General features: G+C 71.2%; 30 protein-coding genes. 10 read left to right on the top strand and 20 right to left on the bottom strand.

What is annotated here, in order from left to right:
- Positions 1-9: 9 nt before the first annotated feature.
- From recA to AC5RVZ_RS26795, 11 genes are all read right to left on the bottom strand, one after another.
- Positions 10-1,065 carry a recombinase RecA gene (gene recA, locus AC5RVZ_RS26745; RefSeq protein WP_494068652.1) on the bottom strand — a complete coding sequence of 352 codons (1,056 nt, stop codon included), beginning with the start codon at positions 1,063-1,065 and terminating at the stop codon, positions 10-12.
- A gap of 318 nt (positions 1,066-1,383) precedes the next feature.
- Positions 1,384-1,608: a DUF3046 domain-containing protein gene (locus tag AC5RVZ_RS26750; protein WP_494068653.1), complete on the bottom strand. Its 225-nt coding sequence runs from the start codon at positions 1,606-1,608 to the stop codon at positions 1,384-1,386.
- A 35-nt stretch (positions 1,609-1,643) separates the two neighbouring features.
- Positions 1,644-1,952 (bottom strand): helix-turn-helix domain-containing protein, encoded by a 309-nt coding sequence (locus tag AC5RVZ_RS26755; protein ID WP_109211855.1) that lies wholly within the window; start codon positions 1,950-1,952, stop codon positions 1,644-1,646.
- Between the two features lie 154 nt (positions 1,953-2,106).
- Positions 2,107-2,601, bottom strand: a complete 495-nt coding sequence (locus AC5RVZ_RS26760) for a CinA family protein (RefSeq protein ID WP_494068654.1) — start codon at positions 2,599-2,601, stop codon at positions 2,107-2,109.
- Entirely contained in the window at positions 2,598-3,170 is a 573-nt protein-coding gene (pgsA, locus tag AC5RVZ_RS26765; protein WP_494068655.1) for a CDP-diacylglycerol--glycerol-3-phosphate 3-phosphatidyltransferase, read from the bottom strand. The genes AC5RVZ_RS26760 and pgsA overlap by 4 nt, the downstream gene beginning before the upstream one ends.
- Before the next feature lie 32 nt (positions 3,171-3,202).
- Positions 3,203-5,905 carry an FtsK/SpoIIIE family DNA translocase gene (locus AC5RVZ_RS26770; RefSeq protein ID WP_494068656.1) on the bottom strand — a complete coding sequence of 901 codons (2,703 nt, stop codon included), beginning with the start codon at positions 5,903-5,905 and terminating at the stop codon, positions 3,203-3,205.
- 106 nt (positions 5,906-6,011) lie between these two features.
- On the bottom strand, positions 6,012-7,688 hold the full coding sequence (locus tag AC5RVZ_RS26775; RefSeq protein ID WP_494068657.1) for a ribonuclease J: 1,677 nt from the start codon (positions 7,686-7,688) through the stop codon (positions 6,012-6,014).
- Positions 7,689-7,766: 78 nt separating this feature from the next.
- Positions 7,767-8,744 carry a 4-hydroxy-tetrahydrodipicolinate synthase gene (dapA, locus tag AC5RVZ_RS26780; RefSeq protein ID WP_494068658.1) on the bottom strand — a complete coding sequence of 326 codons (978 nt, stop codon included), beginning with the start codon at positions 8,742-8,744 and terminating at the stop codon, positions 7,767-7,769.
- Positions 8,745-8,831: 87 nt separating this feature from the next.
- A complete protein-coding gene (locus AC5RVZ_RS26785; protein WP_494068659.1) occupies positions 8,832-9,593 on the bottom strand; it encodes an SDR family NAD(P)-dependent oxidoreductase in 762 nt (253 codons plus the stop codon).
- A 10-nt stretch (positions 9,594-9,603) separates the two neighbouring features.
- On the bottom strand, positions 9,604-10,113 hold the full coding sequence (locus AC5RVZ_RS26790) for a dihydrofolate reductase (protein WP_494068660.1): 510 nt from the start codon (positions 10,111-10,113) through the stop codon (positions 9,604-9,606).
- Positions 10,110-10,919 carry a thymidylate synthase gene (locus tag AC5RVZ_RS26795; protein WP_494068661.1) on the bottom strand — a complete coding sequence of 270 codons (810 nt, stop codon included), beginning with the start codon at positions 10,917-10,919 and terminating at the stop codon, positions 10,110-10,112. Before AC5RVZ_RS26795 ends, AC5RVZ_RS26790 begins: the two co-directional genes overlap by 4 nt.
- A 108-nt stretch (positions 10,920-11,027) precedes the next feature.
- Between AC5RVZ_RS26795 and AC5RVZ_RS26800 the strand changes: the two genes are divergently transcribed.
- From AC5RVZ_RS26800 to AC5RVZ_RS26815, 4 genes are all read left to right on the top strand, one after another.
- Complete coding sequence (locus AC5RVZ_RS26800; protein ID WP_494068662.1) at positions 11,028-11,465, top strand: TlpA family protein disulfide reductase; 438 nt, start codon at positions 11,028-11,030, stop codon at positions 11,463-11,465.
- Entirely contained in the window at positions 11,458-12,063 is a 606-nt protein-coding gene (locus tag AC5RVZ_RS26805; RefSeq protein WP_494068663.1) for a DUF4395 domain-containing protein, read from the top strand. The genes AC5RVZ_RS26800 and AC5RVZ_RS26805 overlap by 8 nt, the downstream gene beginning before the upstream one ends.
- Before the next feature lie 97 nt (positions 12,064-12,160).
- Entirely contained in the window at positions 12,161-12,586 is a 426-nt protein-coding gene (locus tag AC5RVZ_RS26810) for an OsmC family peroxiredoxin (RefSeq protein ID WP_494068664.1), read from the top strand.
- A gap of 46 nt (positions 12,587-12,632) precedes the next feature.
- The gene (locus AC5RVZ_RS26815) at positions 12,633-13,517 is read left to right on the top strand and encodes a TIGR01777 family oxidoreductase (RefSeq protein WP_494068665.1); all 885 of its coding nucleotides are present in this window, start codon (positions 12,633-12,635) and stop codon (positions 13,515-13,517) included.
- Positions 13,518-13,521: 4 nt separating this feature from the next.
- Here the strand turns inward: AC5RVZ_RS26815 and AC5RVZ_RS26820 are convergent, their stop codons facing one another.
- A complete protein-coding gene (locus tag AC5RVZ_RS26820) occupies positions 13,522-13,968 on the bottom strand; it encodes a hypothetical protein (RefSeq protein WP_494068666.1) in 447 nt (148 codons plus the stop codon).
- Positions 13,965-14,783, bottom strand: coding sequence for a 4-hydroxy-tetrahydrodipicolinate reductase (gene dapB / locus AC5RVZ_RS26825; RefSeq protein ID WP_494068667.1), 819 nt, complete (start codon positions 14,781-14,783; stop codon positions 13,965-13,967). Before dapB ends, AC5RVZ_RS26820 begins: the two co-directional genes overlap by 4 nt.
- Positions 14,784-14,867: 84 nt before the next feature.
- Here dapB and AC5RVZ_RS26830 point away from each other — a divergent pair, with 84 nt between their 5' ends.
- Positions 14,868-15,380: a GNAT family N-acetyltransferase gene (locus tag AC5RVZ_RS26830; RefSeq protein ID WP_494068668.1), complete on the top strand. Its 513-nt coding sequence runs from the start codon at positions 14,868-14,870 to the stop codon at positions 15,378-15,380.
- Here AC5RVZ_RS26830 and AC5RVZ_RS26835 read toward each other — a convergent pair.
- The 3 genes from AC5RVZ_RS26835 to AC5RVZ_RS26845 all read right to left on the bottom strand — a co-directional run bounded on the left by AC5RVZ_RS26835 (position 15,368) and on the right by AC5RVZ_RS26845 (position 19,637).
- Positions 15,368-15,970: a histidine phosphatase family protein gene (locus tag AC5RVZ_RS26835; protein WP_494068669.1), complete on the bottom strand. Its 603-nt coding sequence runs from the start codon at positions 15,968-15,970 to the stop codon at positions 15,368-15,370. The genes AC5RVZ_RS26830 and AC5RVZ_RS26835 overlap by 13 nt on opposite strands.
- A 90-nt stretch (positions 15,971-16,060) precedes the next feature.
- Positions 16,061-17,098 (bottom strand): aldo/keto reductase, encoded by a 1,038-nt coding sequence (locus tag AC5RVZ_RS26840; protein WP_494068670.1) that lies wholly within the window; start codon positions 17,096-17,098, stop codon positions 16,061-16,063.
- A 259-nt stretch (positions 17,099-17,357) separates the two neighbouring features.
- Positions 17,358-19,637 carry a polyribonucleotide nucleotidyltransferase gene (locus tag AC5RVZ_RS26845; protein WP_494068671.1) on the bottom strand — a complete coding sequence of 760 codons (2,280 nt, stop codon included), beginning with the start codon at positions 19,635-19,637 and terminating at the stop codon, positions 17,358-17,360.
- 313 nt (positions 19,638-19,950) lie between these two features.
- Between AC5RVZ_RS26845 and AC5RVZ_RS26850 the strand changes: the two genes are divergently transcribed.
- The 3 genes from AC5RVZ_RS26850 to AC5RVZ_RS26860 are packed head-to-tail and all read left to right on the top strand — an operon-like array spanning position 19,951 to position 20,573.
- Entirely contained in the window at positions 19,951-20,133 is a 183-nt protein-coding gene (locus AC5RVZ_RS26850; protein WP_494068672.1) for a DUF5302 domain-containing protein, read from the top strand.
- A gap of 10 nt (positions 20,134-20,143) precedes the next feature.
- Positions 20,144-20,368, top strand: coding sequence for a hypothetical protein (locus AC5RVZ_RS26855; protein WP_494068673.1), 225 nt, complete (start codon positions 20,144-20,146; stop codon positions 20,366-20,368).
- Positions 20,369-20,387: 19 nt separating this feature from the next.
- A complete protein-coding gene (locus tag AC5RVZ_RS26860; protein WP_494068674.1) occupies positions 20,388-20,573 on the top strand; it encodes a hypothetical protein in 186 nt (61 codons plus the stop codon).
- Between the two features lie 7 nt (positions 20,574-20,580).
- On the opposite strand, the gene AC5RVZ_RS26865 is transcribed toward AC5RVZ_RS26860, so the two are convergent.
- The gene (locus tag AC5RVZ_RS26865; protein WP_494068675.1) at positions 20,581-22,554 is read right to left on the bottom strand and encodes a glycosyltransferase; all 1,974 of its coding nucleotides are present in this window, start codon (positions 22,552-22,554) and stop codon (positions 20,581-20,583) included.
- 139 nt (positions 22,555-22,693) lie between these two features.
- On the opposite strand from AC5RVZ_RS26865, the gene AC5RVZ_RS26870 reads away from it, so the two are divergent.
- Positions 22,694-23,293, top strand: coding sequence for a DedA family protein (locus AC5RVZ_RS26870; RefSeq protein WP_494068676.1), 600 nt, complete (start codon positions 22,694-22,696; stop codon positions 23,291-23,293).
- A 15-nt stretch (positions 23,294-23,308) separates the two neighbouring features.
- Here the strand turns inward: AC5RVZ_RS26870 and AC5RVZ_RS26875 are convergent, their stop codons facing one another.
- Positions 23,309-24,070: a fructosamine kinase family protein gene (locus AC5RVZ_RS26875; RefSeq protein ID WP_494068883.1), complete on the bottom strand. Its 762-nt coding sequence runs from the start codon at positions 24,068-24,070 to the stop codon at positions 23,309-23,311.
- 72 nt (positions 24,071-24,142) lie between these two features.
- Between AC5RVZ_RS26875 and AC5RVZ_RS26880 the strand changes: the two genes are divergently transcribed.
- Positions 24,143-24,961, top strand: a complete 819-nt coding sequence (locus AC5RVZ_RS26880) for a DNA/RNA non-specific endonuclease (RefSeq protein WP_494068677.1) — start codon at positions 24,143-24,145, stop codon at positions 24,959-24,961.
- A gap of 96 nt (positions 24,962-25,057) precedes the next feature.
- Here the strand turns inward: AC5RVZ_RS26880 and AC5RVZ_RS26885 are convergent, their stop codons facing one another.
- A complete protein-coding gene (locus AC5RVZ_RS26885) occupies positions 25,058-25,702 on the bottom strand; it encodes an FMN reductase (RefSeq protein WP_494068884.1) in 645 nt (214 codons plus the stop codon).
- Positions 25,703-25,704: 2 nt separating this feature from the next.
- The gene (locus AC5RVZ_RS26890; RefSeq protein WP_494068885.1) at positions 25,705-26,910 is read right to left on the bottom strand and encodes an LLM class flavin-dependent oxidoreductase; all 1,206 of its coding nucleotides are present in this window, start codon (positions 26,908-26,910) and stop codon (positions 25,705-25,707) included.
- Between the last annotated feature and the right edge of the window lie 32 nt (positions 26,911-26,942).

Below are 26,942 nucleotides of genomic sequence, written 5' to 3' on the forward strand. Positions count from 1 at the left end.
CCGCCCATGTCAGGCCGGGCGACGCGCTGCCAGCTCGTCCTCGACGGAGGCATCGGCCGCACCGCGCGGCACGCCGATGCCGAGCTTGACCTTGATCTTGGACTCGATCTCGGCGGCGACATCCTCGTTCTTGATGAGGAAGTTGCGCGCGTTCTCCTTGCCCTGGCCGAGCTGCTCGCCGTCGTAGGTGTACCACGCACCCGACTTCTTGACGATGCCGTGCTCGACGCCGAAGTCGATGAGGCTGCCTTCGCGGGAGATGCCGACGCCGTAGAGGATGTCGAACTCCGCCTGCTTGAAGGGCGGCGCCATCTTGTTCTTGACGACCTTGACGCGCGTGCGGTTGCCGACCGCCTCGGAGCCGTCCTTGAGCGTCTCGATGCGGCGGATGTCGAGGCGCACCGAGGCGTAGAACTTGAGCGCCTTGCCACCGGCGGTCGTCTCGGGCGAGCCGAAGAACACGCCGATCTTCTCGCGCAGCTGGTTGATGAAGATGGCGGTCGTCTTGGTCTGGTTGAGGCCACCGGTGAGCTTGCGCAGCGCCTGCGACATGAGGCGCGCCTGCAGACCCACGTGGGAGTCGCCCATCTCGCCCTCGATCTCGGCCTTCGGCACGAGCGCGGCGACGGAGTCGATCACGACGAGGTCGATCGCGCCGGAGCGGATCAGCATGTCGGCGATCTCGAGCGCCTGCTCGCCGGTGTCGGGCTGCGACACGAGCAGCTGGTCGATGTCGACCCCGAGCTTCTGCGCGTAGTCGGGGTCGAGCGCGTGCTCGGCGTCGATGAACGCCGCGATGCCCCCGGCGCGCTGCACGTTCGCGATGGCGTGCAGCGTCAGCGTCGTCTTACCCGACGACTCCGGTCCGTAGATCTCGATGATGCGGCCGCGAGGGAGACCGCCGACGCCGAGCGCCACGTCGAGGGCGATCGAGCCGGTGGGGATGACTTCGACCGGAGCGCGCTCGTCGCCGCCGAGGCGCATCACCGAGCCCTTTCCGAACTGCCGGTCGATCTGTGCGAGTGCCGATTCCAGGGCCTTCTCGCGGTCGGCGGGTGATGGCATGGCGTGCTCCTTATGCTCGCGTTCCGTCGCCTGTAGGCTGTCGCGCTCCCACCCGGGTGGCCGGGATGCTGCGACAAGGCGTGAGGTGTCGTTCGACGTGGATCACGTTAGGCGGGGGCTCCGACATTCGACCTTCGCCCTCCCCTGACGTGGAAGACACGCTCTCGATACCTGCTGTGGAGGAGCCTACGCCGCTCTCGAACACAACTTCGATGACACGCCGCGCAGCGGCGCCACCTGTTCCTGAGTACGCGAGGAACGATACGGGCGCAGAGCGCCCACTCGGCAATCGGGGCGGGCACAGCTCCGGCGACCGTGTCAGCGACGGCGGGGTTCGAGGCGTCCGACGCCGTAGCGGCGCTCGGCCGGGACGTCCATCTCCTCGCACAGCGCCAGCCACACCGCGCGCGGCGGCACGCCGGCCGCCAGCGCCTCGGCCGCGGTGCGCCCACCGATCCCGGTCAGCACCAGATCCGACACGACGGCTCCCGCGCCGCCGCGGAACTCCTCCGCGACGGCGCGGTCGAACTCGCTGCGGCGCATGCGTCAGCCGTCTCGGTGCTTCCGGACCGCGCGGGTCAGCGCAGCGACAGCTCGGCGTCGACCGAGGCCACCAGGTCGTCGGGCACGACGTCCGGGAAGGTCTGCAGACCCTCGAGGACCGAGATGCGGTCGCCGACCTCGCGCATGATGGTGGAGATCGGAACGTCGAGCGCTTCGGCGACCGAGGCGAGGATCTCGCTCGAGGCCTCCTTCTGGCCGCGCTCCACTTCGCTCAGGTAGCCGAGCGCGACACTGGCGCGGCTGGCCACTTGACGGAGGGTGCGACCTTTCTGCTGGCGGAAATCACGAAGCACTTCGCCGATCTCTTGACGAACCAGGATCATGGGCCCCCTCCTCACTTCCTCTGATTCCGCCCTCTCCGGGCGGACAACGATACCGAACCGGATGTCTCAATCTAAACCCCGAGAACTGGGGAATGGGTGGGAATCACCGAATGTAACCGACACGAAACCGGATCTGTTCCCGCCGCTGCGCACCTCACAGCTCGGCAGCCACCAGCTGCAGCGCCTCCCGCACGGTCGCGGCCCGGATGTCGGCTCGCGTGCCGGCGAGGGCGAGGCGGCGTACCACCTCCCGTTCGGGTGTGGCGACGGCGACGAACACCGTCCCGACGGGCTTGCCGCCTTGCGGATCGGGTCCCGCCACGCCGGTCGTCGAGATGCCGACGTCGGCACCGAGCACCCGCCGCACGCCGCGGGCCATCTGCCGGGCCACATCGGGGTCGACGGCGCCCGATCGCGCGAGGAGCTCTGGATCCACGGCGAGCATCGACGCCTTCACGTCGGTCGCGTACGCCACGATTCCGCCGCGGACGCTCGCCGACGCGCCCGGGACGTCGACGAGGGTCGCCACGACCAGTCCGCCCGTGAGCGATTCCGCCGCGGCCACCGACCAGCCCCGCCGCTTCAGCGTCGCCAGGACCCCGGCGGCATCGGATGCGAGCGGATGCCGCGCGGCGGAGTCCTCGCTCACGCTGCCCGCCTCCGCGCGCGTGCCCCGCGGACCTCGGTCACGACGTAGTCCAGGCCGCTGGCGAGGGTGAGGACGACCGCGACCGTCATCGTCACGCCGTTGAGCCACCAGATCCATTCGCCCACGAGCGTCCACAGCGGCAGCAGGGCCAGCGACAGCGCGATGGCCTGCGCGACCGTCTTGACCTTGCCCATCCAGGCCGCCGCGAGCACGTGGTCGCTCACCACCAGCAGGCGATAGACGGTGAGGCCGATCTCGCGCACGAGCACCACGATGGTGACCCACCAGGGCAGTTCGGCCAGGATCGACAGCCCGACGAAGGCGAGCCCGGTGAGCACCTTGTCGGCGATGGGGTCCAGGAGCTTCCCCAGATCGGTGATGATGTCATGCCTGCGGGCGAGGTGCCCGTCGATCCCGTCGGTGGCGATCGCCAGGATGAACAGCCCCGCCGCCCACCACCGCAGCGCCTCATCCGCGCCGGCGTCGGTCAGGAGCAGCCACAGGAACACCGGCGCGCACAGGATGCGCACGATCGTGATCGCGTTCGGGAGCTGCCGCGGGATCGCCATGCGCCGAGCCTATCGGCGCGCGGCGGCATCCCTCAGTCCCGTCCGGTCAGACTCCAGGCATCCTCCGAGCCCTCGTCGCCGTCGACCACCGGGTACCCGTCGTACTGCGCGGCCACGGCATCGGGCCCGTACGGGTCCGCGTCCGCCCCGGCGGCCGGGGCCTCGGGCACATCCTCTCCGCGGAGGCGGGCGAGCACCGAGGGAAGCTGCTCGACGGTGACCAGCACGTCTCGCGCCTTGGAGCCCTCGGACGGACCGACGATCTCGCGCGACTCGAGCAGGTCCATGAGGCGGCCGGCCTTGGCGAAGCCGACACGCAGCTTGCGCTGCAGCATCGAGGTGGAGCCGAACTGCGTCGAGACGACGAGCTCCGCGGCGGCCAGGAGCAGCTCCAGGTCGTCGCCGATGTCCGCGTCGATCTCCTTCTTCTCGGCGACCGCCTGCACGTCTGCGCGGTACTCGGGGCGCGCCTGCGCGGTGACGTGCTTGACGACCGTCTCGATCTCCTGCTCGCTCACCCAGGCGCCCTGCACCCGCAGCGCCTTGGAGGCGCCCATGGGCAGGAACAGGCCGTCGCCCTGGCCGATCAGACGGTCGGCTCCGGGCTGGTCGAGGATGACGCGCGAGTCTGTGACGCTCGTCACCGCGAAGGCGAGACGTGAGGGCACGTTCGCCTTGATGAGACCGGTGACGACGTCCACCGACGGACGCTGCGTCGCGAGGACCAGGTGGATGCCGCTCGCGCGCGCCAGCTGCGTGATGCGCACGATCGAATCCTCGACGTCGCGAGGAGCGACCATCATGAGGTCGGCGAGCTCGTCGACCACCACGAGCAGGTAGGGGTACGGCTTGAGCACACGCTCACTGCCCGCGGGCAGGGTGATCTCGCCCGCGACGACGGCCTTGTTGAAGTCGTCGATGTGCCGGAAGCCGAAGGACGCGAGGTCGTCGTACCTCATGTCCATCTCCTTCACCACCCACTGCAGCGCCTCGGCCGCCTTCTTCGGGTTGGTGATGATGGGCGTGATCAGATGCGGCACGCCCGCGTACGAGGTCAGCTCCACCCGCTTGGGGTCGATCAGCACCATGCGCACGTCGGCCGGCTTGGCCCGCATGAGCAGACTCGTGATCATCGAGTTGACGAAGCTGGACTTCCCCGATCCGGTGGAGCCGGCGACGAGGAGGTGGGGCATCTTCGCGAGGTTCGCCACGACGTAGCCGCCGCCGACGTCCTTGCCGACGCCGATGGTCATCGGGTGGGTGGATTGCTGCGCCGCCTGGGAGCGCAGCACATCGCCGAGTGTCACGATCTCGCGGTCGGTGTTGGGGATCTCCACGCCGATGGCGCTCTTGCCCGGAATGGGCGCCAGGATCCGGACCTCGTTGGAGGCGACCGCGTAGGCGATGTTGTTGGTCAGCGCGGTGATGCGCTCGACCTTGACGCCGGGGCCGAGCGCGATCTCGTACTGCGTGACGGTAGGGCCGCGGGAGAATCCGGTGACGCGGGCGTCGACGTTGAACTGCTCGAGCACGCTGGTGATGGCGCGCACGGTGTCGTCGTTGGCCTGCGACCGGGCGACGTGCGGCGTCCCGGCGGCCAGGGAGTGCACGGAGGGCAGGCGATAGGGGGCGGAGGGCGAGTCGACCGCCGCCGTCGAGCCGATGCCGTCCAGACCCGGCAGCACGCCGTCGTCGACCGGTCCGGTGTCGGAGTCGTCGCGCAGCGACGTGCGCGACGACGTGGCCGCCTTCGCCGCGGACAGCACCGCGGGATCGATGACCTCGGTCAGCGCGTCGGCGACCGGGACGGCGGGGGCCGGCGCCGGAGGCACCGGCGGGGTGATGGCCTGCTCGAATCCACCCTCGGAGGACCCCGCGGGCAGGAGGGCGGTGAGATCGTGCGATCCGAGGCCGTCGTCCGGATCCTGCTCCCGGCCGGTCCTGTTGCGTCGCCACCACGGCAGCGACGGATCGCCCTCCCCCTCGTCGGCGACCGCGGGCGCGGCATCCGCGGCGGACCTCGCTGCACGCGGCTCGGCGTCGAACATCCACGCGTACAGGTCGCCCAGCCGGCTCCCGATGCGGTTCGGCGGCGTCTTGGTGATGATGAGGACGCTCAGCACGGTCAGCAGCGCGAGCAGGATGTACGCGCCGACGTCGGTCAGGAGGAGGGCGAGCGGTTCGGCGACCATCCAGCCGAACAGTCCGCCGGCCTCGCTGAGCGCCGGCAGACCCTCGTTGGGCTGCGGGCGGCCGCCGGCCACGTGGCAGAAGCCGGCGATGGTGACCACGAGCAGGCCGAACCCGATGCCGACCCGGCCGTTGTCGTTGACCGATGACGGATGCCGGAACATCCAGCCCGCGAGCAGCAGCAGGAGCACCGGGAGGATGAAGGCCTCGCGGCCGAGGAGTCCCCCGACCGAATAGGCGCTGATGAGCTTGGCGACGTCGCTGCCGATGAAGAACCACTCGTTCACCGCACCGGCGATCGCCAGCAGCACCAGGAAGAACGGGAAGCCGTCGCGGCGCTGGTCCTTCTCGAGCGTCTCCGGACCGAAAGCGCGGAACAGCGCGCCGGTGGCGTGCGCGAGACCCATCCATGCCCTGACGGCCACCGCCGGCTTGTCGTCGTCTCCGACGTAGCGCTTGGGGGCGGGCTCCGGCTTGCGGGCGCGCGAGCCGGACGCGTTCGAGGACGCGCGGCTTCCCTTGGTCGGGGTGGTGCTCCTGGCCATTCCTCCACGGTAGGCCGCCGCCTGCCGTTTCGCCGGTCACCACGCGGCGCCGTCCCGCGATCCCGGTCGTCGCCGACGGGACGGCCACGACGGGCGCCGGCGAGCCTCAGGCCTCGATGACGAGCGGCACGATCATGGGGCGGCGACGCAGCGACTGGTTGACCCAGCGGCCGATCGTGCGACGCACGACCTGCGAGAGGGCGTGCGAGTCGCGCACCCCGGATGTCGCGGCCTCGGCGAGCGCCGCGGCGATCTTGGGCTTGACATCGGCGAAAACCGCGTCGTCCTCCGCGAAGCCGCGGGCGTGGATCTCCGGTCCGGAGATCACGTGCCCGGTCGAGGCGTCGACGACCACGATCACCGAGATGAAGCCCTCCTCGCCGAGGATGCGGCGGTCCTTCAGGTCGGCATCCGTGATCTCCCCCACGGTCGACCCGTCGACGTACACGAAGCCGAGGTCGAGCTGGCCGACGACGCGCGCGTCACCGTCCTTCAGGTCGATGACGGTGCCGTTCTCGGCGATGATCGTGCGCTCGGGCGCGATGCCGGTGTCCTGCGCCAGCCGGGCGTTCGCCATGAGGTGGCGGTACTCGCCGTGCACGGGCAGGACGTTGCGGGGCTTGAGGATGTTGTAGCAGTACAGCAGCTCGCCGGCGGCGGCGTGGCCGGAGACGTGCACCTGGGCGTTGCCCTTGTGGACGACGTTCGCGCCGAGCTTGGTCAAGCCGTCGATGACGCGATAGACCGCGTTCTCGTTGCCCGGGATGAGGCTGGACGCGAGGATCACGGTGTCGCCGGGTCCCGGCTCGATGGCGTGGTCGAGGTTCGCCATGCGGCTGAGCACGGCCATCGGCTCGCCCTGCGATCCCGTCGACATGTACACGATGCGGTCCTCGGGCAGATCGCGGGCCTGCTTGTAGTCGATCAGCACGCCCTCGGGCACGTGCAGGTAGCCCAGCTCCTCGGCGATGGTCATGTTGCGCACCATGCTGCGACCCAGCAGCGCGACCCGTCGGCCGTGCGCGGCCGCCGCGTCGAGCACCTGCTGCACCCGGTGGACGTGACTGGAGAAGCTCGCGACGATCACGCGGCGCGGCGCCTTGCCGATGACCTGGTCCAGCACCGGGCCGATCGAGCGCTCGAGCGGCGTGAACCCCGGCACGTCGGCGTTGGTCGAGTCGACGAGGAAGAGGTCGACCCCCTCCTCGCCCAGCCGCGCGAACGAGCGGAGGTCGGTCAGCCGTCCGTCGAGGGGCAGCTGATCCATCTTGAAGTCGCCGGTGGCCAGCACCGTGCCGGCAGGCGTGCGGATCGCGACGGCCAGCGCATCCGGGATCGAGTGGTTCACCGCGATGAACTCCAGCTCGAACGGCCCGAGGTTCTCGCGCTGCCCCTCGGTCACCGTGAGGCTGTACGGCTTGATGCGGTGCTCCTTGAGCTTCGCCTCGGTGAGGGCGAGTGTGAGCCCGGAGCCGATGAGCGGGATGTCGGACTTGAGCCGGAGCAGGTACGGCACCGCGCCGATGTGATCCTCGTGTCCGTGGGTCAGCACCACGCCGACGATGTCGTCCAGGCGCCCTCGGATCGGCTCGAAGTCGGGCAGGATGAGGTCGACGCCGGGCTGGTGCTCCTCGGGAAAGAGCACGCCGCAGTCGACGACGAGCAGCTTGCCGCCGTACTCGAACACCGTCATGTTGCGGCCGACCTCGCCGAGTCCGCCGAGCGGGACCACCCGCAGGGTCCCCGCTTCCAGCTCGAGCGGATCGTACGGACTCGTGGGCATGTCAGCCTCCTTCGGATGCCGCGGCATCCGTTCGCTCTTCCCGCGCCGCGACCCGTGGCGGGTCCGGCGCGGACGTTGTCATCGGGTGGTGCCCGACACCTTGGGCAGCGCGCCGCCGGCGGCGGCGTTGCGGTCGGGCCGGAAGTTGGAGAAGTCGGCGCCCGGCACGTCCTTCACGAGGGCCAGCTCGTCCTCGATCTTCGCCGCCTCCCACTCCTCGGGCCCCACCAGGGGCAGCCGGACGCGGGGGCTGGAGATGCGGCCCAGTCCGTGCAGGATGTACTTCGTCGAGACCGTGCCGGGAACGTGCGTCATGACGGCTCTCACCAGCGGCTCGAGCTGCATGTGCGCGGCGGTCGCCGCCTTGAGGTCGCCTCGGTTCACGGCGTCGACGATCACCCGGTACGGCTGGGCGGCGATGTTCGCCGTCACCCCGATCAGCCCGGTGGCGCCGATCGCGAGGTGCGGGAGCACGTTCGCGTCGTCGCCGGAGAAGTACAGCAGATCGGTCTGGTTCAGCACCCGGCTGACCTCGCTGAAGTCGCCCTTGGCGTCCTTGATGGCGAGGATGTTCGGGTGCTTGGCCAGGCGCAGGATGGTCTCGTAGCGGATCGGAACGCCGGTGCGGCCCGGGATGTCATAGAGGATCACGGGAAGGTCGGTGGCATCCGCGACGAGACGGAAGTGGGTGAGGATGCCTGCCTGCGTCGGCTTGTTGTAATACGGCGTGACGATCATGATGCCGTCGGCGCCGGCCTTCTCGCTGGCCTTGTAGAGCTCGATCGCGTGCGCGGTCTCGTTGGAGCCGCCGCCGGTGATGATCTTCGCCCGGCCGGCCGCGACGTCCTTGCCGATCTCGACGAGGCGGATCTTCTCCGCGTCGGTGAGGGTCGACGTCTCACCCGTGGTGCCTGTCACGACGATGCCGTCGGCGCCGGCGGTGATGACGTCGTCGATGTGCTTCTCGACGGCGGGCCAGTCGACTTCGCCGTCGGCCGTCATGGGGGTGACGAGCGCGACGAGCACCTGTCCGAAGGGGTTGCCCGTATGCGTCATGCCTTCAGATTATCGGGATGCCGCGGGCTCCGTCGCCGGGAAGAGCCCATCGCCGCCTCGACGGGCGGCTGCGGCGACGCCGCTCCTTCAGCGACCACGCTCCCCCACGCGGGCCGAGAGCCTCGGCGGCACGACACGGGCCAGCGCGGCGAGGACCTTGTACCGCAGCGACGGGATGGACACCGCGACGCCGCGGGCGGCATCCCGCAGCGACGCCGCGACGACGTCACGCGCATCCAGCCACAGCGGGCCGGGCACCCCTTCCTCGCCCCGCTGCAGCCCCATGCGGTGGTGGAAGTCGGTGTGCGTGTAGCCCGGGCAGACGGCGGTCACGGTGACACCGCGCGGCGCGTAGCGGTCGTCGGCCCACCGGCTGAAGCTGATGAGCCAGCCCTTGCAGGCGCCGTAGGTCGCGCGAGGGATGAACCCGGCGACCGAGGCGATGTTGAGGATCCGGCCGTGCCCGCGGTCGAGCATCGCGCGGATCGCGGCGTGCGAGAGGCGCAGAGGCACCTCGACGTGCAGCCGCAGGTGACGCACCTCGTCCTCGACGTCGTTCTCCTCGAACGCCAGCGGCAGGCCGAACCCGGCGTTGTTGACGAGGATCTCGATCGGGCGGTCGACATCCGCCACGCGCGCCTCCACAGCGGCGAGCTGTTCGGGCACCACGAGGTCGGCCGCGATCACCTCCACGGCCACGCCCGTCGCCCGGAGCTCCTCCGCGAGCTCCTCGAGCGCGGCGCGGTCGCGCGCGACGAGCACGAGGTCCGCGCCTCGAGCCGCGAGCTGGCGGGCGTACTCGGCGCCCAGCCCCGAGCTGGCTCCGGTGATGAGGGCCGTTCTCGTCATGGGCGCCAGCCTACGCAGGAGGCTCGAGCGTCACATAGCGGTACCGGATGCCGCTGCGCGAGGTGTGCCATCCCGTCGCGGGGTCGACCGCGACCGGGCGCCACCGCGCGCGGTCGGGCGCGACGGTGTCTCCGGCGACGTCGAGGTCGAGCTCGGTCACCTCGAGGCGGTCGGCGCGGTCGATGCTCTCGCCGAACAGCGCGCCGCCTCCGATGATCCAGATCCACTCCGGATCCGTCCGGGATGCCGCCGCCAGGGCGTCCTCGAGCGACGCGGCGCGTTCGGCGCCGTCCGCGGCCCAGCCGGCGTTGCGGGTGACGACGATGTTGCGTCGTCCCGGGAGAGGCCGGAACCGGTCGGGGAACGACTCCCACGTGCGACGTCCCATCACCACCGGCGCACCCAGCGTGATGGCCTTGAAGCGCGCGAGGTCTTCGGGCACGTGCCACGGCATGCCGCCGTCGGCGCCGATGATGCCGCGGGCGGCCTCGGCCCAGATCAGCCCGATGCGCGCGCTCATACGGCGACGGCGCCGCGGATGGCGGGATGGTGCCGGTAGTCCTCGAGCACGAAGTCCTCGAACGCGTAGTCGAAGATCGACTCCGGCCGGCGGGTGAGGCGCAGCGTCGGGTACGGGTACGGCTCGCGCGTGAGCTGCTCGCGCACCTGCTCGAGATGGTTGTCGTAGATGTGGCAGTCTCCGCCGGTCCACACGAACTCGCCCGGCTCGAGACCGGCCTGCTGCGCCATCATCAGCGTCAGCAGCGCGTAGGAGGCGATGTTGAACGGCACGCCGAGGAACATGTCGGCGCTGCGCTGGTACAGCTGGCACGACAGCCGACCGTCGGCGACGTAGAACTGGAACAGCGCGTGGCAGGGCGCGAGGGCCATGTCGGGGATGTCGGCGGGGTTCCACGCCGACACGATCAGCCGACGCGAGTCCGGGTTGCGGCGGATCTGCTCGAGCACGTCGGAGATCTGATCGATGTGCGCACCGTCCGGCGTCGGCCACGAGCGCCACTGGACGCCGTACACCGGGCCGAGCTCGCCCTCGGCGTCGGCCCATTCGTCCCAGATGGTCACGCCGTGCTCCTGAAGCCAGCGGACGTTGGACTCGCCCCGCAGGAACCACAGCAGCTCGTACGCGATCGACTTGAAGTGCACCCGCTTGGTGGTGATGAGCGGGAAGCCCTGCGCCAGATCGAAACGGATCTGGCGCCCGAACAGGCTCGTGGTCCCCGTACCGGTGCGGTCGTCCTTGTGCGTTCCGTGCTCGAGCACGTCGCGCAGCAGGTCCTCGTAGGGCGTGGGGATCGGCGTCGTCACGGCTGCCACGATACCGGGGCGGCATCGCCGGCGGCCGTGTTACGCCCGTCGCCGTCATTTTTCCGCTTCCCCAGCCGCTGCGCAGGAAAACCGTTAGCCTGAGTCGCTGTGGACCTCGTCGCCGCGCTCATCGCCCTGTCCGGCCTGCTGGCCGCGACGGCTGCGCTGGGCGTCGTCCTGACCTGGCAGCAGGGCCGCGCCCGCCCGGTGTCCGAGAACGAGGTGATCGAACCGCGCCGGCTGGGCGCCGACAGCCTCGGCGAGCGCGCGACGCTTCTGCAGTTCAGCACGGAGCTGTGCGCGCGTTGCCCGGGTGTCCACCGCACGCTGGCGGAGATCGCCGACCGCCACGAAGGCGTGCGGCACCTCGACATCGACGTGACCCACCGCCCCGACATCGCCAAGCACTTCCATGTCCTGCAGACCCCGACCACGTTCGTGCTCGACAGCGATGGGGCCATCCGCACGCGTTTCGGCGGCGCACCCAGCCGCGACGTGCTCGAGCTCGAGCTGAACCGGCTGATCGGGCAGGAGACCCGTGTCTGAAGGCCGGGACGCCGGGGCTCCGCGCGGCATCGACCCGCGGGGTCCGCGCTTCGCGGCGGGGATCACCTCCGCGCTGCTGCTCGTCGCGGTCCTGCTCGGGCTCACGGGGCTGTCGTCGGCGCGACTGTTCGACGCGGCCGGGTCTCTCGGGCTTCTGGGCGGACAGTCGATCGACTTCGCGTTCGTCTCGGGAGGCACGCCGTGGCTGATCGCCTTCGCGTCCCCCCTCCAGCGCTTCCTGGATCCGGCGTTCCTTCTGCTGTCGGTGATCGCGCTGCTCTTCCTCTGGGGCGTGCTGTCGCCCCGCACGGCGCCGTGGGGTGCGGTCTACCGCCGCGCGATCGCTCCGCGGCTCGCCCCGCCGCGCGAGCTCGAGGACCCGCGCCCGCCGCGCTTCGCCCAGGGGGTCGGCCTCGTCGTCACGGGGCTCGGACTCCTGCTGCACCTGGCAGGCGTCCCGTGGGCGCTGACGATCGCCGCGGCCGCGGCGTTCATGGCGGCCTTCCTCAACGCGGTCTTCGGTCTGTGCCTCGGTTGCCGGCTGTACCTCCTGCTGCAGCGGGCGGGTGTGGCCGGCCGCGCGCGACCGGCGGCGTGAGGCGGCATCCGCTGTCAATCCCTGTCGTGCCCCGGCACCGCCGGTTAGGCTGACCGCGAGACGCCCGGCAGGCGGGCGCGTCACGAGGGAGGTCCCGATGACCGTCACGAGCGAAGCGACCAACGTCTGGAAGGGCGGACTCACGGACGGCTCCGGCCAGGTGACGTTCGTGTCGTCGGGTCTGGGGACCTTTGACGTGAACTGGAAGGCCCGCAGCGAGGGCTCCACGTCGCTGACGACCCCGGAGGAGCTCATCGCCGCCGCCCACTCCTCGTGCTTCAACATGGCGCTCTCGGGGGCGCTCGCCAAGAACGGCACGCCTCCGGAGTCGGTCGAGACGACCGCGTCGGTGACGTTCAAGCCGGGGACCGGCATCACCGGCAGCCACCTCAACGTCAACGCGGTCGTCCCGGGGCTCGGGGCCGAGGATTTCGAGCGGATCGCGCAGGAGGCGAAGGCGGGATGCCCCGTGTCGCAGGCGCTCGCCGGGATCGAGATCACACTCGAGGCGACGCTTGCCTGAACCCGGCATCCCCGGAGTTCGCGCCGTCGACCGGCCGAGGGTCGTCGTGTCAGGTGCCTCGGGGCTGATCGGCACGGCCCTCGTCGCGAGCCTGAGAGCGGACGGGGTCGAGGTCACGACCCTCGTGCGGCGACCGGCGGAGACGGCGCACGAGGTGGAGTGGCTGACCGACCCGCGCCCCCTGAATCCAGGAGTGCTGGAAGGGGCGACCGCGGTGGTGAACCTGAACGGCGCCAGCATCGGGCGCTTCCCGTGGACGCCCTCGTACCGCAGCCGCCTGCTGTGGTCGCGGATCACGCCGACGCGCGCGCTCGCCCGGGCCGTGCGGGAACTGGGTGCTGACGCGCCCGCGCTCGTGTCGGCCTCGGCGGTCGGGTACTACGGCACTGCGCCGGGGGCGACGCTGACCGAAGCGGCGCCGCGGGGCGAGACCTTCCTCGCAGACCTCTGCGGCGAGTGGGAGACGGCGGCGCTCGCGGCCGGGGAGCACGCCCGCGTCGCGCTGCTGCGCACCGCGCCGATCGTCCACCGCGACGGCGTCCTCGGACCGCTCATGCTCCTCACCCGGCTGGGGCTGAGCGGACCCATCGGCCGCGGAACGCAGGCGTGGCCGTGGATCTCGCTGGTGGATCAGGTGCGCGCCATCCGCCACGTCATCGACCGGCAGCTGTCGGGCCCGGTCAATCTCACCGGCCCCACACGGGCGACCGCGAACGACCTGGGATTCGCCCTGGCCATGCGCATGAACCGGCCCTTCCTGCTGCGCGCGCCGGCCTGGGCAGTCCGCTCCGTGCTCGGCAGAGACGCCACCGAGGCGCTCCTGACGGCCGACGCGCACGTCGTCCCCGCCGCTCTCGAGGCATCCGGGTTCTCGTTCACCCACACCACGGTGGAGGACGCGGTCGCCGCCGCGGTGCCGGCCGCCGCGTGAGCCCTCAGCGCCGTTGGGCGGCCTCGAGCCGGATCGCGGCGCGCACCGCCTCCCGAGCCCGCCGGCGGTCCCCCGCCGCGTCGTAGGCGAGCCCCAGCCGGTACCAGGCCCGCCAGTCCTCCGGATGCGCCTCGACATCGGCTCTGTGCGCGGGGAAGACCGCCGCACCGTCCTCGCGGGCGACGCGGCCGCTCGGGCGCAGGGTCACCTCGTCGTCCGGAAGCCCGCCCTCCTCCTCGAGGCGGCGCCCCAGTCGCTGCGCACGCACACCGAACCACAGTTCCCGCGCCAGCGCCCAGACGGCGATCAGGGGCAGGACCACGAGCGCCGCGCCCATCGCGATGCCCACCGGGTCCGCGCTGCCCAGAAGCAGCCACGCGCGCTGACCGACCAGAGCGATGTAGAGCGCGAGCAGCGCCGCCATGACGGCGACGCCGATGCGGATGCTCACGCGCCGGTGGCCCGGGCGACCTGGCCGGGCACGTCGCCCTCGTCGAGCACGCCCTCCGACACGGAGCCGGCGCGCGAGGGGCCGATGCCGATGTCGATGAGGCTGTCGAGCCCGATGATCACTCCGCGGGCGTCCCGGGCGGCGCTGAGAGCGAGGCGGATGCCGGGCGCATAGGCCAGGGCCGGCTCGACGGTGTCATGGACGATCGAGAGCGACTCGCCGGGACCGGAGAGGATCGTCTCCTGACGTGCCACGACCCCGGGGCGGCGCAGCGAGTGGATCGGAACGCTCGCCACCTGCTGGCCACGCGCCCGCTGATCAACGTGAGGCGACTCGACGGGGCCGACCTGCTCACGCGCCGCCGCGATGAGCTCCGCCGTGCGCACCGCCGTTCCGCTCGGCGAGTCGATCTTGGTGTCGCGGTGCGCCTCCACGATCTCGATCGATGAGAAGTACGGGGCCGCAGCCGCGGCCAGAGCCGTTCCCAGCGTCGACCCGAGCGAGAAGTTCGGGATGAAGACCGCTCCGGTCCCGGCCGCCTCCACGAGCGGGCGGATGAGGGCGATGCGCTCCGCGGACCAGCCCGACGTGCCGACGAGGACGTTCAGGCCCCGCTCGATCGCGGCGCGCACGACGTCGATCGACACCGCCGGAGTCGAGGCATCCACCACCAGGTCGGCACCCTCGAACGCGGACAGCTCGGACCGCGACGACAGCACGGCCGCGACCTCGTAGCCGGGCTCCCGGTCGACCACATCGCGGATGATCCCGCCGAGCTTGCCGGTGCCGCCCACGATGGCCACGCGCGTCGTCATGGCTTCCATCCTAGGTTCCGCCGGGATGGTGCTCTCCGCGCCCACGCGGGAGGACACGCCGCGCCGGCGGCCTACGCTGGAGGGGTGGTGACCCTCCGACCTGCCTCCGTCGACGCCCCCGAATCCCACGCACTGCTGGCCGAGTACTTCCAGTCCCGCGTCGACGGCTTCGCCGAACTGGGCGTCGAGTACCGCACGACCTTCCCCGACCCGGCGATGTACGTCGCACCCGCGGGAGTGTTCGTCGTGCTCGAGGACGACCACGGCGCCCCGGTCGGCTGCGGCGGGCTGCGGCTCATCGCCCCCGGCCCCCACGGCATCCGGTACGAGGTGAAGCACCTGTACCTGCGGCCCGCCACGCGCGGACGCGGATGGGGACGCGCGCTCATCGAGGATCTCGAGGCCCGGGCGCGCGCCTTCGGGGCCGCGGAGCTCGTGCTCGACACGCATCACTCGCTCGAAGCGGCCGGCGCGCTGTACGCGCGGACGGGCTTCGTCACGATCGATCCCTACAACGACAACCCCAACGCGACGCGCTGGTACAGCAAGGTGCTCGCACCCGCCGACACGCACGCGACGACGGCTCAGACGGGATAGACCTCGGGCAGTCCCGTGCGCAGCTCCACCGGGAGGTGCGACATGTCGTTGTGCGACAGCAGCGTCCACGGCCGCCCCTGCTTCTGCGCGATCACGGTCAGCCCGCAGTGGGCCTGATTGAGGGTCATCCAGCGCCACTCCGGCGTCTGCAGCACTTCGCGGACGAACCACGCGATCACGAAGTTGTGGGTGATCAGAAGGTCGTGCGTCTCGCCGCTCTTGCGCACGAGGAACTCGCTCACGGCGTCGGCCATCTGCGCGCGCCCCGCCTCCACCTCCGCCTCGGTGACCGCGCCGAAGAACGGCTCGAACACCGACGGGGTGTCGGGCGTCATCCCGGTCGGCACGCAGTCGAACAGCAGCGAGGACGGCTCGGGGTCGAGGGAGGGCATGCGCTCGCTCACCGCGCGAGCGGTCTCGCTGGCGCGTTCGAGCGGAGAATGCCACACGCCGTCGAACGGCACACCCGAGAGCCGGTCCGCCAGCAGCGAGGCCTGGCGTCGTCCGCGCGGCGAGAGCGGTCCGTCGACGAGTCCGTGCTCGGCGTCCTGATGCTCACCATGCCGCACGAGGTAGATGTAGTGCGTCACGCAGCTCACTCCGTCGGGGTCGCGTGCCCGGTGGGGCACCGCGATCCAGCCTACGTCACGCGATGGATGCCTCGCCTCACGGCATGCCGGTCACTGGGCGGCCCGCGCAATCTCGGCCAGCTGGGCGCGGCTCAGGCGCACCCCGACGCCCTGGGCGAGCTCCTCGACGTGGCGCGGCGCGAAGGCGTTGACGATCGGGGCGGTGACCAGGCGCTGCGCGAGCAGCCACGCCACGGCCACGGCGGCATCGGGCACGCCGACCTCCGCGCCGACGGTGTCGAGCGCCTTCAGCGTGCGGCTGCCGCGGCGATTGAGGTTGGCTGCCAGCTGCGCTCCGCGCACCGAGAGCGCGCCGCGGGCACGGGTGCGGTGACGACCCGCCAGGAAGCCGTGCTCGAGCGCGTGCGAGGGCGTGACGGCCATGCCCTGCGCGCCGGCGACGAGCCGCAGGTCGGCGTCGAACTCGTGACGCCGCAGGATGTTGAACGGCACGTCGAGCACGGTGATGCGCGGGTAGCCGGCCGACGCGAAGATGCGGGCCTCCACCAGCTGCGCCGCCGAGTAGCCGAAGGCGCCGAGCGCGCGGACCTTGCCGGCATCGACGAGCCACTCCGCTGTGGCGAGCGTGTCCTCGAGCGCGGTCGTGCGATCGGTGGCGGCATCCAGGTACAGCAGGTCGATGCGGTCGGTGCGCAGCCGGGTCAGCGACGCTTCGACGGCGCGCACGAGACTGACCGGCCCGAGACCGGGGTTGTCGGGATGACCGCCGACCCGCACCGCGAGGACGATGTCCTCGCGCAGGCCGCGCGACTGCATCCACTGGCCGATGATGTGCTCGCTGCGCCCGCCCGAGAAGCTGTCGGAGGTGTGGACGGCGTTGCCGCCCAGCTCGGCATAGGCGTCGAGGATCTCGTGGCTGGATTCCAGGTCGACGTTCCAGCCGAACTCGGCGCCGCCGAGGATCAGCGGGAAGGTCTCCGCTCCCCCTTCGCCCAGTGGGACGCGGACGTTGCTTCCCACCGAGGGACCCTGCACCGGGATCGGGGCGGACGGATGCTCCCGCCCGGGTGCCTGCGCGGCATCCGGGCTCGGCGAGGACGGCGTCGGCTCGACGCCGATCTCAGCCATGGTTCCACCCCCTCACGACGAGTGACGCACTGAGCTCGTCGTGATCACGAACCGCGCCCCCGGGCGCGTACTTAGAGGGTAGGGCTTCCGCACGGGATGACTGCGCGCGCTCCGCGGCACCGTTGGTAAACATTGCATAACGCTTTCACCGGTCCGGCATCGACGGCGCCGTTGCCGTGACCGAGGTGCTCCGAACGGCGGATGCCCGCCCCTCTCGCGAGGGGCGGGCATCCGAGACGGTCGCGGACGAACCGCGGCGTCAGCCTTCGACCGGGGCCTCCGCGCCGGCAGCCACCGGCTCGGCGTCGGCCTGCTCGGCGCTCTCCTCGAGCACCGGCTCGAGCGACAGCTTGCCGCGGTCGTCGATCTTGGTGATCCGCACCAGCAGCTTCTGGCCGACCGAGAGGACGTCATCGACGTTCTCGACCCGCTTGCCGCCGGCGAGCTTGCGGACCTCGCTGACGTGCAGCAGGCCGTCCTTGCCGGGCAGGAGCGAGATGAACGCACCGAACGTCGCGATCTTGACGACCGTTCCGAGGAACTGCTCGCCGACCTCCGGGTTGGTGGGGTTGGCGATCGCGTTGACCTGGGCGCGGGCGGCCTCGGCCGACGGGCCGTCGGTTGCGCCGATGTAGACGGTGCCGTCCTCCTCGATCGAGATCTCGGCGCCGGTCTCGTCCTGGATCGCGTTGATCGTCTTGCCCTTGGGGCCGATGAGCTCGCCGATCTTGTCGACGGGGATCTGCACGCTGATGACGCGCGGCGCCGTCGGAGCCATCTCGTCCGGGCCGTCGATGGCGGCGTTAAGGACGTTCAGGATCGTCAGGCGTGCGTCCTTGGCCTGCGTGAGCGCGGCCGACAGCACCGACGACGGGATGCCGTCGAGCTTCGTGTCGAGCTGGATCGCCGTGACGAACTCGCTCGTGCCGGCGACCTTGAAGTCCATGTCGCCGAGGGCGTCCTCGGCGCCGAGGATGTCGGTCAGCGCGGCGTAGCGCGTCTGGCCGTCGACCTCGTCGGACACCAGGCCCATCGCGATGCCGGCGACCGGCGCGCGCAGCGGCACACCGGCGTTCAGCAGCGACAGCGTCGAGGCGCACACCGAGCCCATCGACGTGGAGCCGTTGGAGCCGAGCGCCTCGGAGACCTGGCGGATCGCGTACGGGAACTCCTCGCGGCTGGGCAGCACCGGCACGAGCGCGCGCTCGGCCAGGAAGCCGTGCCCGATCTCGCGACGCTTGGGGCTGCCGACACGGCCGGTCTCACCGGTCGAGTAGGGCGGGAAGTTGTAGTGGTGCATGTACCGCTTGTGCGTGACCGGCGACAGCGAGTCGATCTGCTGCTCCATCTTGAGCATGTTCAGCGTCGTGACACCCAGGATCTGTGTCTCACCGCGCTGGAAGATCGCCGAGCCGTGCACGCGCGGGATGACCTGCACCTCGGCGTCGAGCGGACGGATGTCGGCGAGGCCGCGACCGTCGATCCGGACGCCCTCGGTGAGGATCCGGCCGCGCACGATCTTCTTCGTGACCGACTTGTAGGCCGCGGAGAACTCGAGGGTCGCCACGGCGGGCAGCTCGTTCACCTCGACGGCGGCGATCAGCTCCGCCTTCACCCGCTCCTTGATGGCGTCGTCGGCGTTCTGGCGCTCCTGCTTGTCGGCGATCTGGTAGACGTTCACCAGTTCGTCGTAGGCGCGCCCGGCGACGAAGTCGTAGGTCTCCTGGCTGTAGGCCGGGAACACGGGGTACGACTGGATCTCCTTCGCGGCGGTGCTCGCCACAGCGTTCTGCGCCGCGACGAGCTCCTTGATGAAGGGCTTCGCGGCCTCCAGGCCCTCGGCGACCACTTCTTCGCTCGGCTTGGTGGCGCCGGCCTTGATGAGGTTCCAGCTGTGCTCGGTCGCCTCGGCCTCGACCATCATGATCGCCACATCGCCGTCATCGAGCACCCGGCCCGCGACGATGAGGTCGAAGACGGCCTCTTCGAGCTGCTTGACGTTCGGGAACGCGACCCACTGGTCCGCGTGCTCGCCGTGGCCGGGGATGAGCGCCAGGCGCACGCCGGCGATCGGGCCCGAGAACGGCAGGCCGGAGATCTGGGTGGACAGCGACGCGGCGTTGATCGCGAGCGCGTCGTAGAACTCGCCCGGCGCGATCGAGAGCACGGTGACGACGATCTGGACCTCGTTGCGCAGGCCATCGACGAACGAGGGGCGCAGCGGGCGGTCGATCAGACGGCAGACCAGGATGGCCTCGGTCGACGGGCGGCCTTCACGGCGGAAGAACGACCCAGGGATCTTGCCGGCGGCGTAGGAGCGCTCCTCGACGTCGACGGTCAGCGGGAAGAAGTCGAACCCTTCACGGGGGTGCTTGCCGGCGCTCGTGGCCGACAGGAGCATCGTCTCTTCGTCCAGGTAGGCGGCGACGGCGCCCTGCGCCTGCTGGGCGAGGCGTCCGGTCTCGAACCGGACGGTACGGGTGCCGAAGCGGCCGTTGTCGAGGACGGCTTCGGCGGCGGTGATTTCCGGACCTTCCAAGAGGTCCCTCCTTCTTTCTTTAGGCTCGCACGCGCGTCTCGCGCACGAGCTCGTACGAAGGAGCAGGAACAGGCAGATCTCGGCGCGCGGCATCTCCGCGGACTCGCCAGCGCTGGTCACCAGTAGAAGACCACCCGGCGCGCTCGGCGACGGGGAACCCACCACAGGGGACCAGCTTCCTGCCGGCCTGCTCCGTGTAGCTCAGATATGGAATTGAGCGGTCATCCGAGGACAACCCGGTCAAGCCTACCAGTGGGGCGCCGATCCGCACGTATGCCTGGCGGCGGCACAACGCCGACCCTAGGGTGGGGGCATGAGCACCGACGACGAACCGGCCGCCGCAGCTTCGGACGAGATGAAGCGCAAGTTCAAGGAAGCACTCGAGAAGAAGAACGCACAGCGCCGGGTCGGGGAAGCCCACCTCAATGCCGATTCCGCGATCCACGGCACGCATGGTGCGATGACCAAACGCGAGTTCCGCCGCAAGAGCGGCTGAGGAGGACGACATGACGTTCGAGCCGACCTTCGACGACCTCGAGAAGAGGAGCGCCGAGCAGCCCGACGTGTCCGGTGACATCGAGGACGTCGAGCTGGACACGATCGACCGGGACCTCGCCGGCGACGCCGACTCGGCGGGAGACCAGGAGGCCGTCGGGGAGGACGAAGCGGATGCCGCGGCGCTGGCCGGCGACACCGCAGCGGACGACCTGCCGCCCTACGGCGAGGAATGACGGAGGAGGAGGAAGAGGAATGAGCGACTTCCGCGAGCGCATCCCCGACGACGAGCGGGAGGTTCCGATCGACGACGAGGCGGAACTGGAGCTTCCTCCCGCGACCCTGGACCCCCTCGAGTCCGTCGAGGACGACGTCGACGAGCTGGAGCTGGAGGAGCGCGAGGCCGCGATCGAGTCCGGCGAGATCCCGCCGGAGTCCTGACCGGGCCTCAGCCCACGCTCTCGGCCGCGCGGACATCGCCGCGGCCGCCGATGAGCACGTAGTCGTCGTGCTTGGCGACGACCCCGTCTCCGGCTGTCCGTCCGCGCAGCCGGCGCCACACCCACGGCAGGGCGTCGCGGCGCAGCCACGTCCCCGGCATCACCGGATCCTCGTCGCTGTGCAGCGCCGCGTCGAGTCCGCCCAGCAGCTCGGCGTCGGGAACCCCCAGCGCCTCGGCGGCCCGGTACGCCAGGAAGCGGTGCCCGCGTGATCGCAGGTGCACCTTGTCGTCGCTCCACAGGTCGACCTCGCCGATGGCGGGAAGGGCCTCCAGGTCGAGGAGGGTCGACCCCGTCTCGCCGGCGATGCGGCGCAGCTCGGAGGCGTAGACGGCGAATCGGCGCGCGAACAGCATCGCGGCCCGCCGTCGCGGCAGGAACGGCGTGAGCAGCAGCACGTCGATGCCGGCCTCGCGCAGGCGGCGCACCCCGCCTTCCAGCTCACGTGCCAGCCCGATCGGGTCGGCCCGCAGCCCTACCAGGTCGTTCGCTCCGATCAGGATGGACACCAGTTCCGGACGCAGAGAGAGCGCGCGAGGAAGCTGCTCCTCGAGGACGTGACGCACGCGCCTGCTGCGGACGGCGAGGTTCGCGTAGCGGAACGGCTCGTGGCCTGCGCGCCCGTGGGAGAGCAGCTGGGCGAGGCGGTCGGCCCAGCCGCGGTACTGACCGTCCGGCACGCGGGAGACGTCGCACAGCCCCTCCGTCAGCGAGTCCCCGAGGGCGACGAAGCGCGACCACGCCCGCGACGGAGCGGCGAGCGCGCTCGGCGCAGACGGCCGCGTGGCGCCCCGCCGCAGCAGCGCGTCGTCGATCGGCCGCAGGCGCTGCGCTTCGCCGTAGTACTCGACCAGCTGACGACACACGGCATCCCACGTGCGCTCCTGCACCGACTCGCGCGCCGCGAGCGCGAACGCGCGGCGCTTGCCCTCGTCGCCGACGAGGTCGGCCACCCGCGCGCGCAGGTCGCGCAGGTCGCCCGGCCGGTACAGCCACCCGTCGATGCTGGAGCGGACGAGGTCCACCGGTCCCCCGGTTCCGGTGGCGACGACCGGCACGCCGCTGGCCAGCGCCTCCTGGATCGTCTGACCGAAGGTCTCGCTCTCACCCGGATGCACGAAGACGTCCAAACTCGCCATCACCTCCGCCAGCGCCGTACCCCGCAGGTGCCCCGTGAAGACGGCGCCCGGCAGGACCCGCTCGAGGGCCGGACGGGCCGGTCCATCGCCGACCACCACGAGGCGGACGCCCGGGAGGCTCTGCAGCGCTGCCAGGTCGTCGACCTGCTTCTCGGGTGCGAGCCGCCCGACGTACCCGACGATCGCCTCCCCCGGCGCGTGCGATGCACGCCACGCGGAGCTGCGACGCGCCGGCGTGAACAGCGCCGTGTCGACCCCCCGACCCCAGCGCCTCAGGCGGTCGACGCCGAGCTCCTCCAGCTGGCGCAGCGATGCACCCGAGGGCGCGAGCGTCAGGGTGGCCCGGCGGTGGAGCCGAGCGATGTGCCGCGCGACGAGGGCCGTGGCATGAGGCATCCCGTACTTGTCGGCATACGCGGCGACATCGGTCTGGTACACCGCCACGGCGGGGACCCGCAGCGCGTCGGCGGCGGCGATCCCCTGCCAGCCGAGCACGAACGGCGACGCCAGGTGCACGACATCGGGGCGGAACTCCCGGAGGATGGCGGCTAGGCGCGCGGCGCGCGCGAAGACCACCCGCACATCGGGATAGCCGGGCAGCGGCACGGATCGGAGCAGCTCGGTCCGTGCTCCGTGCAGATCCGCATCGACCTCCCCGGCGCGTGGGGCGATCACGAGCGTCTCGTGTCCCTCCGCGGCGAGGTGTCGCAGCACGTGGAGCACCGATCCGGTGACGCCGTTCATGTGCGGGAGGAAGGACTCGGCCAGCAGCGCGACTCTCACGCTCCCAGCGTGGCGGTGGGGACGACCGCGGATGCCGCGAATCGGCGCCGGGATGCAAGTGTTCACCGGATGCACCTCGGCAGGTCACCGGACGTGCGCCGTTCCGTCGCCGTTCACCCCGGGCCGGTACGAAGGGAGCGTGGTCGAGGAGCTGCTCACCGAGATCGCCCGCAGCCCGTGGGCGCTGCCGCTGCTGTTCGCGCTGGTGCTCGGGGACGCGTTCCTCGTCGTGATCCCCGGAGAGGCGGCTGTCACGGCGTTCGGGGCGCTGGCGGTGTCGCAGCAGCAGCCGCCGCTTCTCGCGGTGGTCGCCGTCGCCGCCGTCGCGGCGCTGACCGGAGACGCGGCATGCTACGCGGCAGGCCGCACGATCGGCCTCGATCGATGGCGGTGGATGCGCACATCCCGCGCGCAGGCGGCGTTCGCCTGGTCCCGCGCCCGCCTCGAGCGCCGCGCGGCGCTCGTGCTGTTCACCGCGCGCTTCATCCCCTTCGCGCGCCTGGCGGTCAACCTCACCGCGGGAGCGACGCGGCTGGCGGCACCGCGGTATCTCGCCGTGGCGGGCCTGGCGGCCCTCGCGTGGGCGGTGTACCAGGCGCTCATCGGCGCCGTGGTCGCCACCATCGTCCCCGGAGGCCCCGTCGTCGCCGTCGTGGTCTCGGTGGTGTTCGCCGTCGGGCTCGGGCTCGCGATCGATGCCGTCCTCGCGCGGCGGCTGCGTGACACACCACCCCGGTGACGGGGATCTCCGCGTTCAGGCGAGGGCGAGCGTGCGCCGGGCGGCATCGACGAGCGCGACGCCGTACGCGCGGCCGTGCCCGACGGCGTGCACGGCGAGCGGATGCAGCTGGTGGACGGGCACCCGCTCCTCCCTGCCCGGACGGAGCGCGTGCTCGGACTGGTACGCGTCGATCACGAGGCCCAGGTGAGGGCAGCCGAAGAGCTCGAGCATCGCCAGGTCGGTCTCGCGGTGCCCGCCGTGGGCGGCCGGATCGATCAGCACCGCGCCTGCCGGCGACCAGAGGACGTTCCCGTTCCAGAGGTCGCCGTGCAGCCGCGCGGGCGGCTCGTCGTCGTCGAACACGCCCGTCGCGATGAGGGCGCAGGCTCGCTCGACGACGTCGATCTCCTTCGTCGAGAGGTTCCCGGCGCGGTGGGCGGGCTCCAGGAAGCGCGCCACGCGATCGCGGGCGTAGAAGACGCCCCACGTCCGCTCGTGAGCGGCCGGCTGCGGCAGTCGTCCGATGAACAGCGGTCCGGACCACCCGTCCGGCGGCGCGCCGAAGGCCACGGCCCCGGCGCTGTGCGTGCGCGCGAGCGCGCGTCCGAACGAGGCCGCGGCGGCGGCATCCGGTCTCGAGTGCGCGATCCGCTCCACCGCGATCCGGCCCGGCGCGACCTCCAGTACGCGCGCGACGCGCACGCCGCCGACGGCCTCCGCTTCGGCCAGCCACGCCAGACCGGCCGCTTCGGCCTCGAAGAAGCCGTCGGGGGCGTCGGCGCGCTGCTTCACCAGGGGATCCACCGCTCCAGTGTGCCTGGACCGCGGCGGTCGACACGGATGACGCCCGCCCGCGAGGATGGAGTCATGGATGCCGCCGCAGGTTACGACCCCGACTTCCTGGGCGCACCGGTGCCGCTGCCGCGCACGCTCGGCGACGAGGCGGTCCGCGAGCTGCCGTATCCGCGATTCACGATCGTGCTCAATCCGCTGCGCCGGCTTGCGGCGGTCACCGCCGTGAACATCGACGGCGCGACGCTGCGGGATGTGCCCCGCACGGGCGAGTGGGCGCTGGACCCGCGGGTTCCAGCCGGGGAGCAGGCTGGCAGCGACCTGTACGACGACAACGACCTCGACCGCGGGCACCTGGTGCGTCGACGCGATCCCGGATGGGGCGACGCCGACGAGGCGCGACGCGCCACGGAGGCGACGTTCTTCTATACGAACGCGGCACCGCAGGCGAACGCGTTCAATCAGTCCAAGGAGCTGTGGCTCGGGCTCGAGGATCACGTGCTGCGGTACGCCCGAGTCAGCGGACAGCGCATCAGCGTGTTCACCGCGCCCGTGCTGGCCGGCGACGACCCCGAGTACCGGGGTGTGCTGGTGCCCCGGCGCTTCTTCAAAGTCGTCGCCTGGGCCTCGGCGGACGAGGACGCCTCCCCTCGGCTCGAGGCGGCCGGTTTCCTGCTCGACCAGTCCGAGCTCCTTGACAGCCGGCTCGGGGTGCTCGCGGTGCAGCGCCTCGGCGCGTTCCGCACCTTCCAGGTGCCGGTCGCCGATGTGGAGAGCGTCTCCGGCATCGACCTGGATCCGCTTGTGGAGGCCGACGTGATGATGGCCCACGCGGTGCGCGGAGAGGCGGCGTGGCGCGTGCTGCGCACGCCGCAGGACATCCGACTGGGCTGAGCGCCCCCCCGACAGGAGAAGCGGCCTTCCGCAGGAGCATCCGTACGGATGCCTCCGGTGGAAGACCGCGTCTCCTGTGGACGGACCCCTGAAGCGCTACTCCCCCGCCAGGCCTCCCAGGAGGTGGCCGAACGAACGGCCCTCGCCGAGGTAGTTGGCCGGATCGAACGGGTCGTCGCTCTTCGCGGGTTCACGGCGCACGATGGCGTCGGCCAGCTCGCGCGCGCCGCGCTCGATGCGGTCGGCGAGCGGAGCCACCTGATCGGCGCTCGCGCCCCAGTCACTGGATGCGGCGAAGACCCCCGTCGAGACCGGTTCGGCGTGCAGGTATGTGAACAGCGGCCGGATCGCGTAGTCGATTGCGAGCGAGTGGCGCGCCGTGCCCGCGTTCGCGCCGATCAGGACGGGCTTGCCGGTGAGCGCGTCCGGGTCGAGCACGTCGATGAACGACTTGAACAGCCCCGAATAGCTCGTCGAGAAGATGGGCGTCACGGCGATCACGGCGTCGGCGGAGACGACGGCGTTGATCATCGACTCGAGTGCGGGCGGCGCGAAGCCGGTGAGCAGGTTGTTGGTGATGTCGTGCGCGTGGTCGCGCAGCTCGAACACGTCCACCTCCACGGCCACCTCGCGCTCCGACAGCTGCTTGGCGGTCGCCGCCGCGAGGCGGTCGGCGAGCATGCGGGTGGAGGACGGGTTCGACAGCCCCGCCGAGACGACGGCGATGCGGCGCGCGGTCATCGTCACGCCCCCGTCCGCGTCGCGGCGGCGCCGAAGGCCGAACCCGCCGGCGTGGGCGCGTCCTGGTACGGCGAGCCGGCCGTGAGGTTGTCTCCGCGGTTCGCGCCGGGCACGGCCTGGCGCGCCGGCTTGTCGCCGTATGCCGCTCTCACCAGACCGGCGTGCGTGGGGGCATCCGGGACCTCGGCGGGACGGTTCCGCTGGAGCTCCCGACGCAGCACCGGCACCACCTCGCCGCCGAGGATGTCCAGCTGCTCGAGCACCGTCTTCAGCGGCAGTCCGGCGTGGTCGACGAGGAACAGCTGGCGCTGGTAGTCGCCGAAGGTCTCGCGCATCGCGGCGTAGCGGTCGATGACCTGCTGCGGCGAGCCGACGGTGAGCGGCGTCATCTCGGTGAAGTCCTCGAGCGACGGGCCGTGGCCGTACACGGGAGCGTTGTCGAAGTACGGGCGGAAGTCCCGCACCGCATCCTGCGAGTTCGCCCGCATGAACACCTGGCCGCCGAGCCCGACGATCGCCTGCTCCGGCGTGCCGTGGCCGTAGTGCGCGTACCGCTGCCGGTACAGCGTGATGAGGCGCTGGTAGTGCTCCTTCGGCCAGAAGATGTTGTTGGCGAAGAAGCCGTCGCCGTAGTACGCGGCCTGCTCGGCGATCTCCGGCGTGCGGATCGAGCCGTGCCACACGAACGGCGGGACGCCGTCCAGCGGGCGGGGGGTCGCGGTGAAGCCCTGCAGCGGGGTGCGGAACTGGCCCTCCCAGTCGACGACATCCTCCCGCCACAGCCGGTGCAGCAGGTTGTAGTTCTCGATCGCCAGCGGAAGGCCCTGGCGGATGTCCTTGCCGAACCACGGATAGACCGGGCCGGTGTTGCCGCGTCCGAGCATCAGGTCCATGCGACCGCCGGAGACGTGCTGCAGCATCGCGTAGTCCTCGGCGATCTTCACCGGGTCGTTGGTGGTGATCAGCGTCGTCGCGGTGGACAGGATCAGACGCTCGGTCTGCCCCGCGATGTAGGCGAGGGTGGTGGTCGGCGACGAGGACCAGAACGGCGGGTTGTGGTGCTCTCCCAGCGCGAAGACGTCGAGACCGACCTCCTCCGCGTGCTTGGCGATGGTGATGGTGCTGCGGATGCGCTCCGCCTCACTGGGGGTGGTGCCGTTGGTCGGGTCCTGGGTGATGTCGCTCACCGTGAAGATGCCGAACTGCATCCCGGACCACGTGGTGCTCTCGCTCACGATCG

Source organism: Arthrobacter sp. Cza30 (assembly GCF_059090765.1).

Excerpts from the sequence above, each read along its gene's own strand:
- recA (WP_494068652.1), bottom strand. The coding sequence starts at position 1,065 with ATGCCATCACCCGCCGACCGCGAGAAGGCCCTGGAATCGGCACTCGCA.
- AC5RVZ_RS26750 (WP_494068653.1), bottom strand. The coding sequence starts at position 1,608 with ATGCGCCGCAGCGAGTTCGACCGCGCCGTCGCGGAGGAGTTCCGCGGC.
- AC5RVZ_RS26755 (WP_109211855.1), bottom strand. The coding sequence starts at position 1,952 with ATGATCCTGGTTCGTCAAGAGATCGGCGAAGTGCTTCGTGATTTCCGC.
- pgsA (WP_494068655.1), bottom strand. The coding sequence starts at position 3,170 with ATGGCGATCCCGCGGCAGCTCCCGAACGCGATCACGATCGTGCGCATC.
- AC5RVZ_RS26770 (WP_494068656.1), bottom strand. The coding sequence starts at position 5,905 with ATGGCCAGGAGCACCACCCCGACCAAGGGAAGCCGCGCGTCCTCGAAC.
- AC5RVZ_RS26775 (WP_494068657.1), bottom strand. The coding sequence starts at position 7,688 with ATGCCCACGAGTCCGTACGATCCGCTCGAGCTGGAAGCGGGGACCCTG.
- dapA (WP_494068658.1), bottom strand. The coding sequence starts at position 8,744 with ATGACGCATACGGGCAACCCCTTCGGACAGGTGCTCGTCGCGCTCGTC.
- AC5RVZ_RS26785 (WP_494068659.1), bottom strand. The coding sequence starts at position 9,593 with ATGACGAGAACGGCCCTCATCACCGGAGCCAGCTCGGGGCTGGGCGCC.
- AC5RVZ_RS26790 (WP_494068660.1), bottom strand. The coding sequence starts at position 10,113 with ATGAGCGCGCGCATCGGGCTGATCTGGGCCGAGGCCGCCCGCGGCATC.
- AC5RVZ_RS26810 (WP_494068664.1), top strand. The coding sequence starts at position 12,161 with ATGACCGTCACGAGCGAAGCGACCAACGTCTGGAAGGGCGGACTCACG.
- dapB (WP_494068667.1), bottom strand. The coding sequence starts at position 14,783 with ATGACGACGCGCGTGGCCATCGTGGGCGGCACCGGCAAGCTCGGCGGG.
- AC5RVZ_RS26840 (WP_494068670.1), bottom strand. The coding sequence starts at position 17,098 with ATGGCTGAGATCGGCGTCGAGCCGACGCCGTCCTCGCCGAGCCCGGAT.
- AC5RVZ_RS26850 (WP_494068672.1), top strand. The coding sequence starts at position 19,951 with ATGAGCACCGACGACGAACCGGCCGCCGCAGCTTCGGACGAGATGAAG.
- AC5RVZ_RS26855 (WP_494068673.1), top strand. The coding sequence starts at position 20,144 with ATGACGTTCGAGCCGACCTTCGACGACCTCGAGAAGAGGAGCGCCGAG.
- AC5RVZ_RS26860 (WP_494068674.1), top strand. The coding sequence starts at position 20,388 with ATGAGCGACTTCCGCGAGCGCATCCCCGACGACGAGCGGGAGGTTCCG.
- AC5RVZ_RS26880 (WP_494068677.1), top strand. The coding sequence starts at position 24,143 with ATGGATGCCGCCGCAGGTTACGACCCCGACTTCCTGGGCGCACCGGTG.
- AC5RVZ_RS26885 (WP_494068884.1), bottom strand. The coding sequence starts at position 25,702 with ATGACCGCGCGCCGCATCGCCGTCGTCTCGGCGGGGCTGTCGAACCCG.
- AC5RVZ_RS26890 (WP_494068885.1), bottom strand. The coding sequence starts at position 26,910 with ATGCAGTTCGGCATCTTCACGGTGAGCGACATCACCCAGGACCCGACC.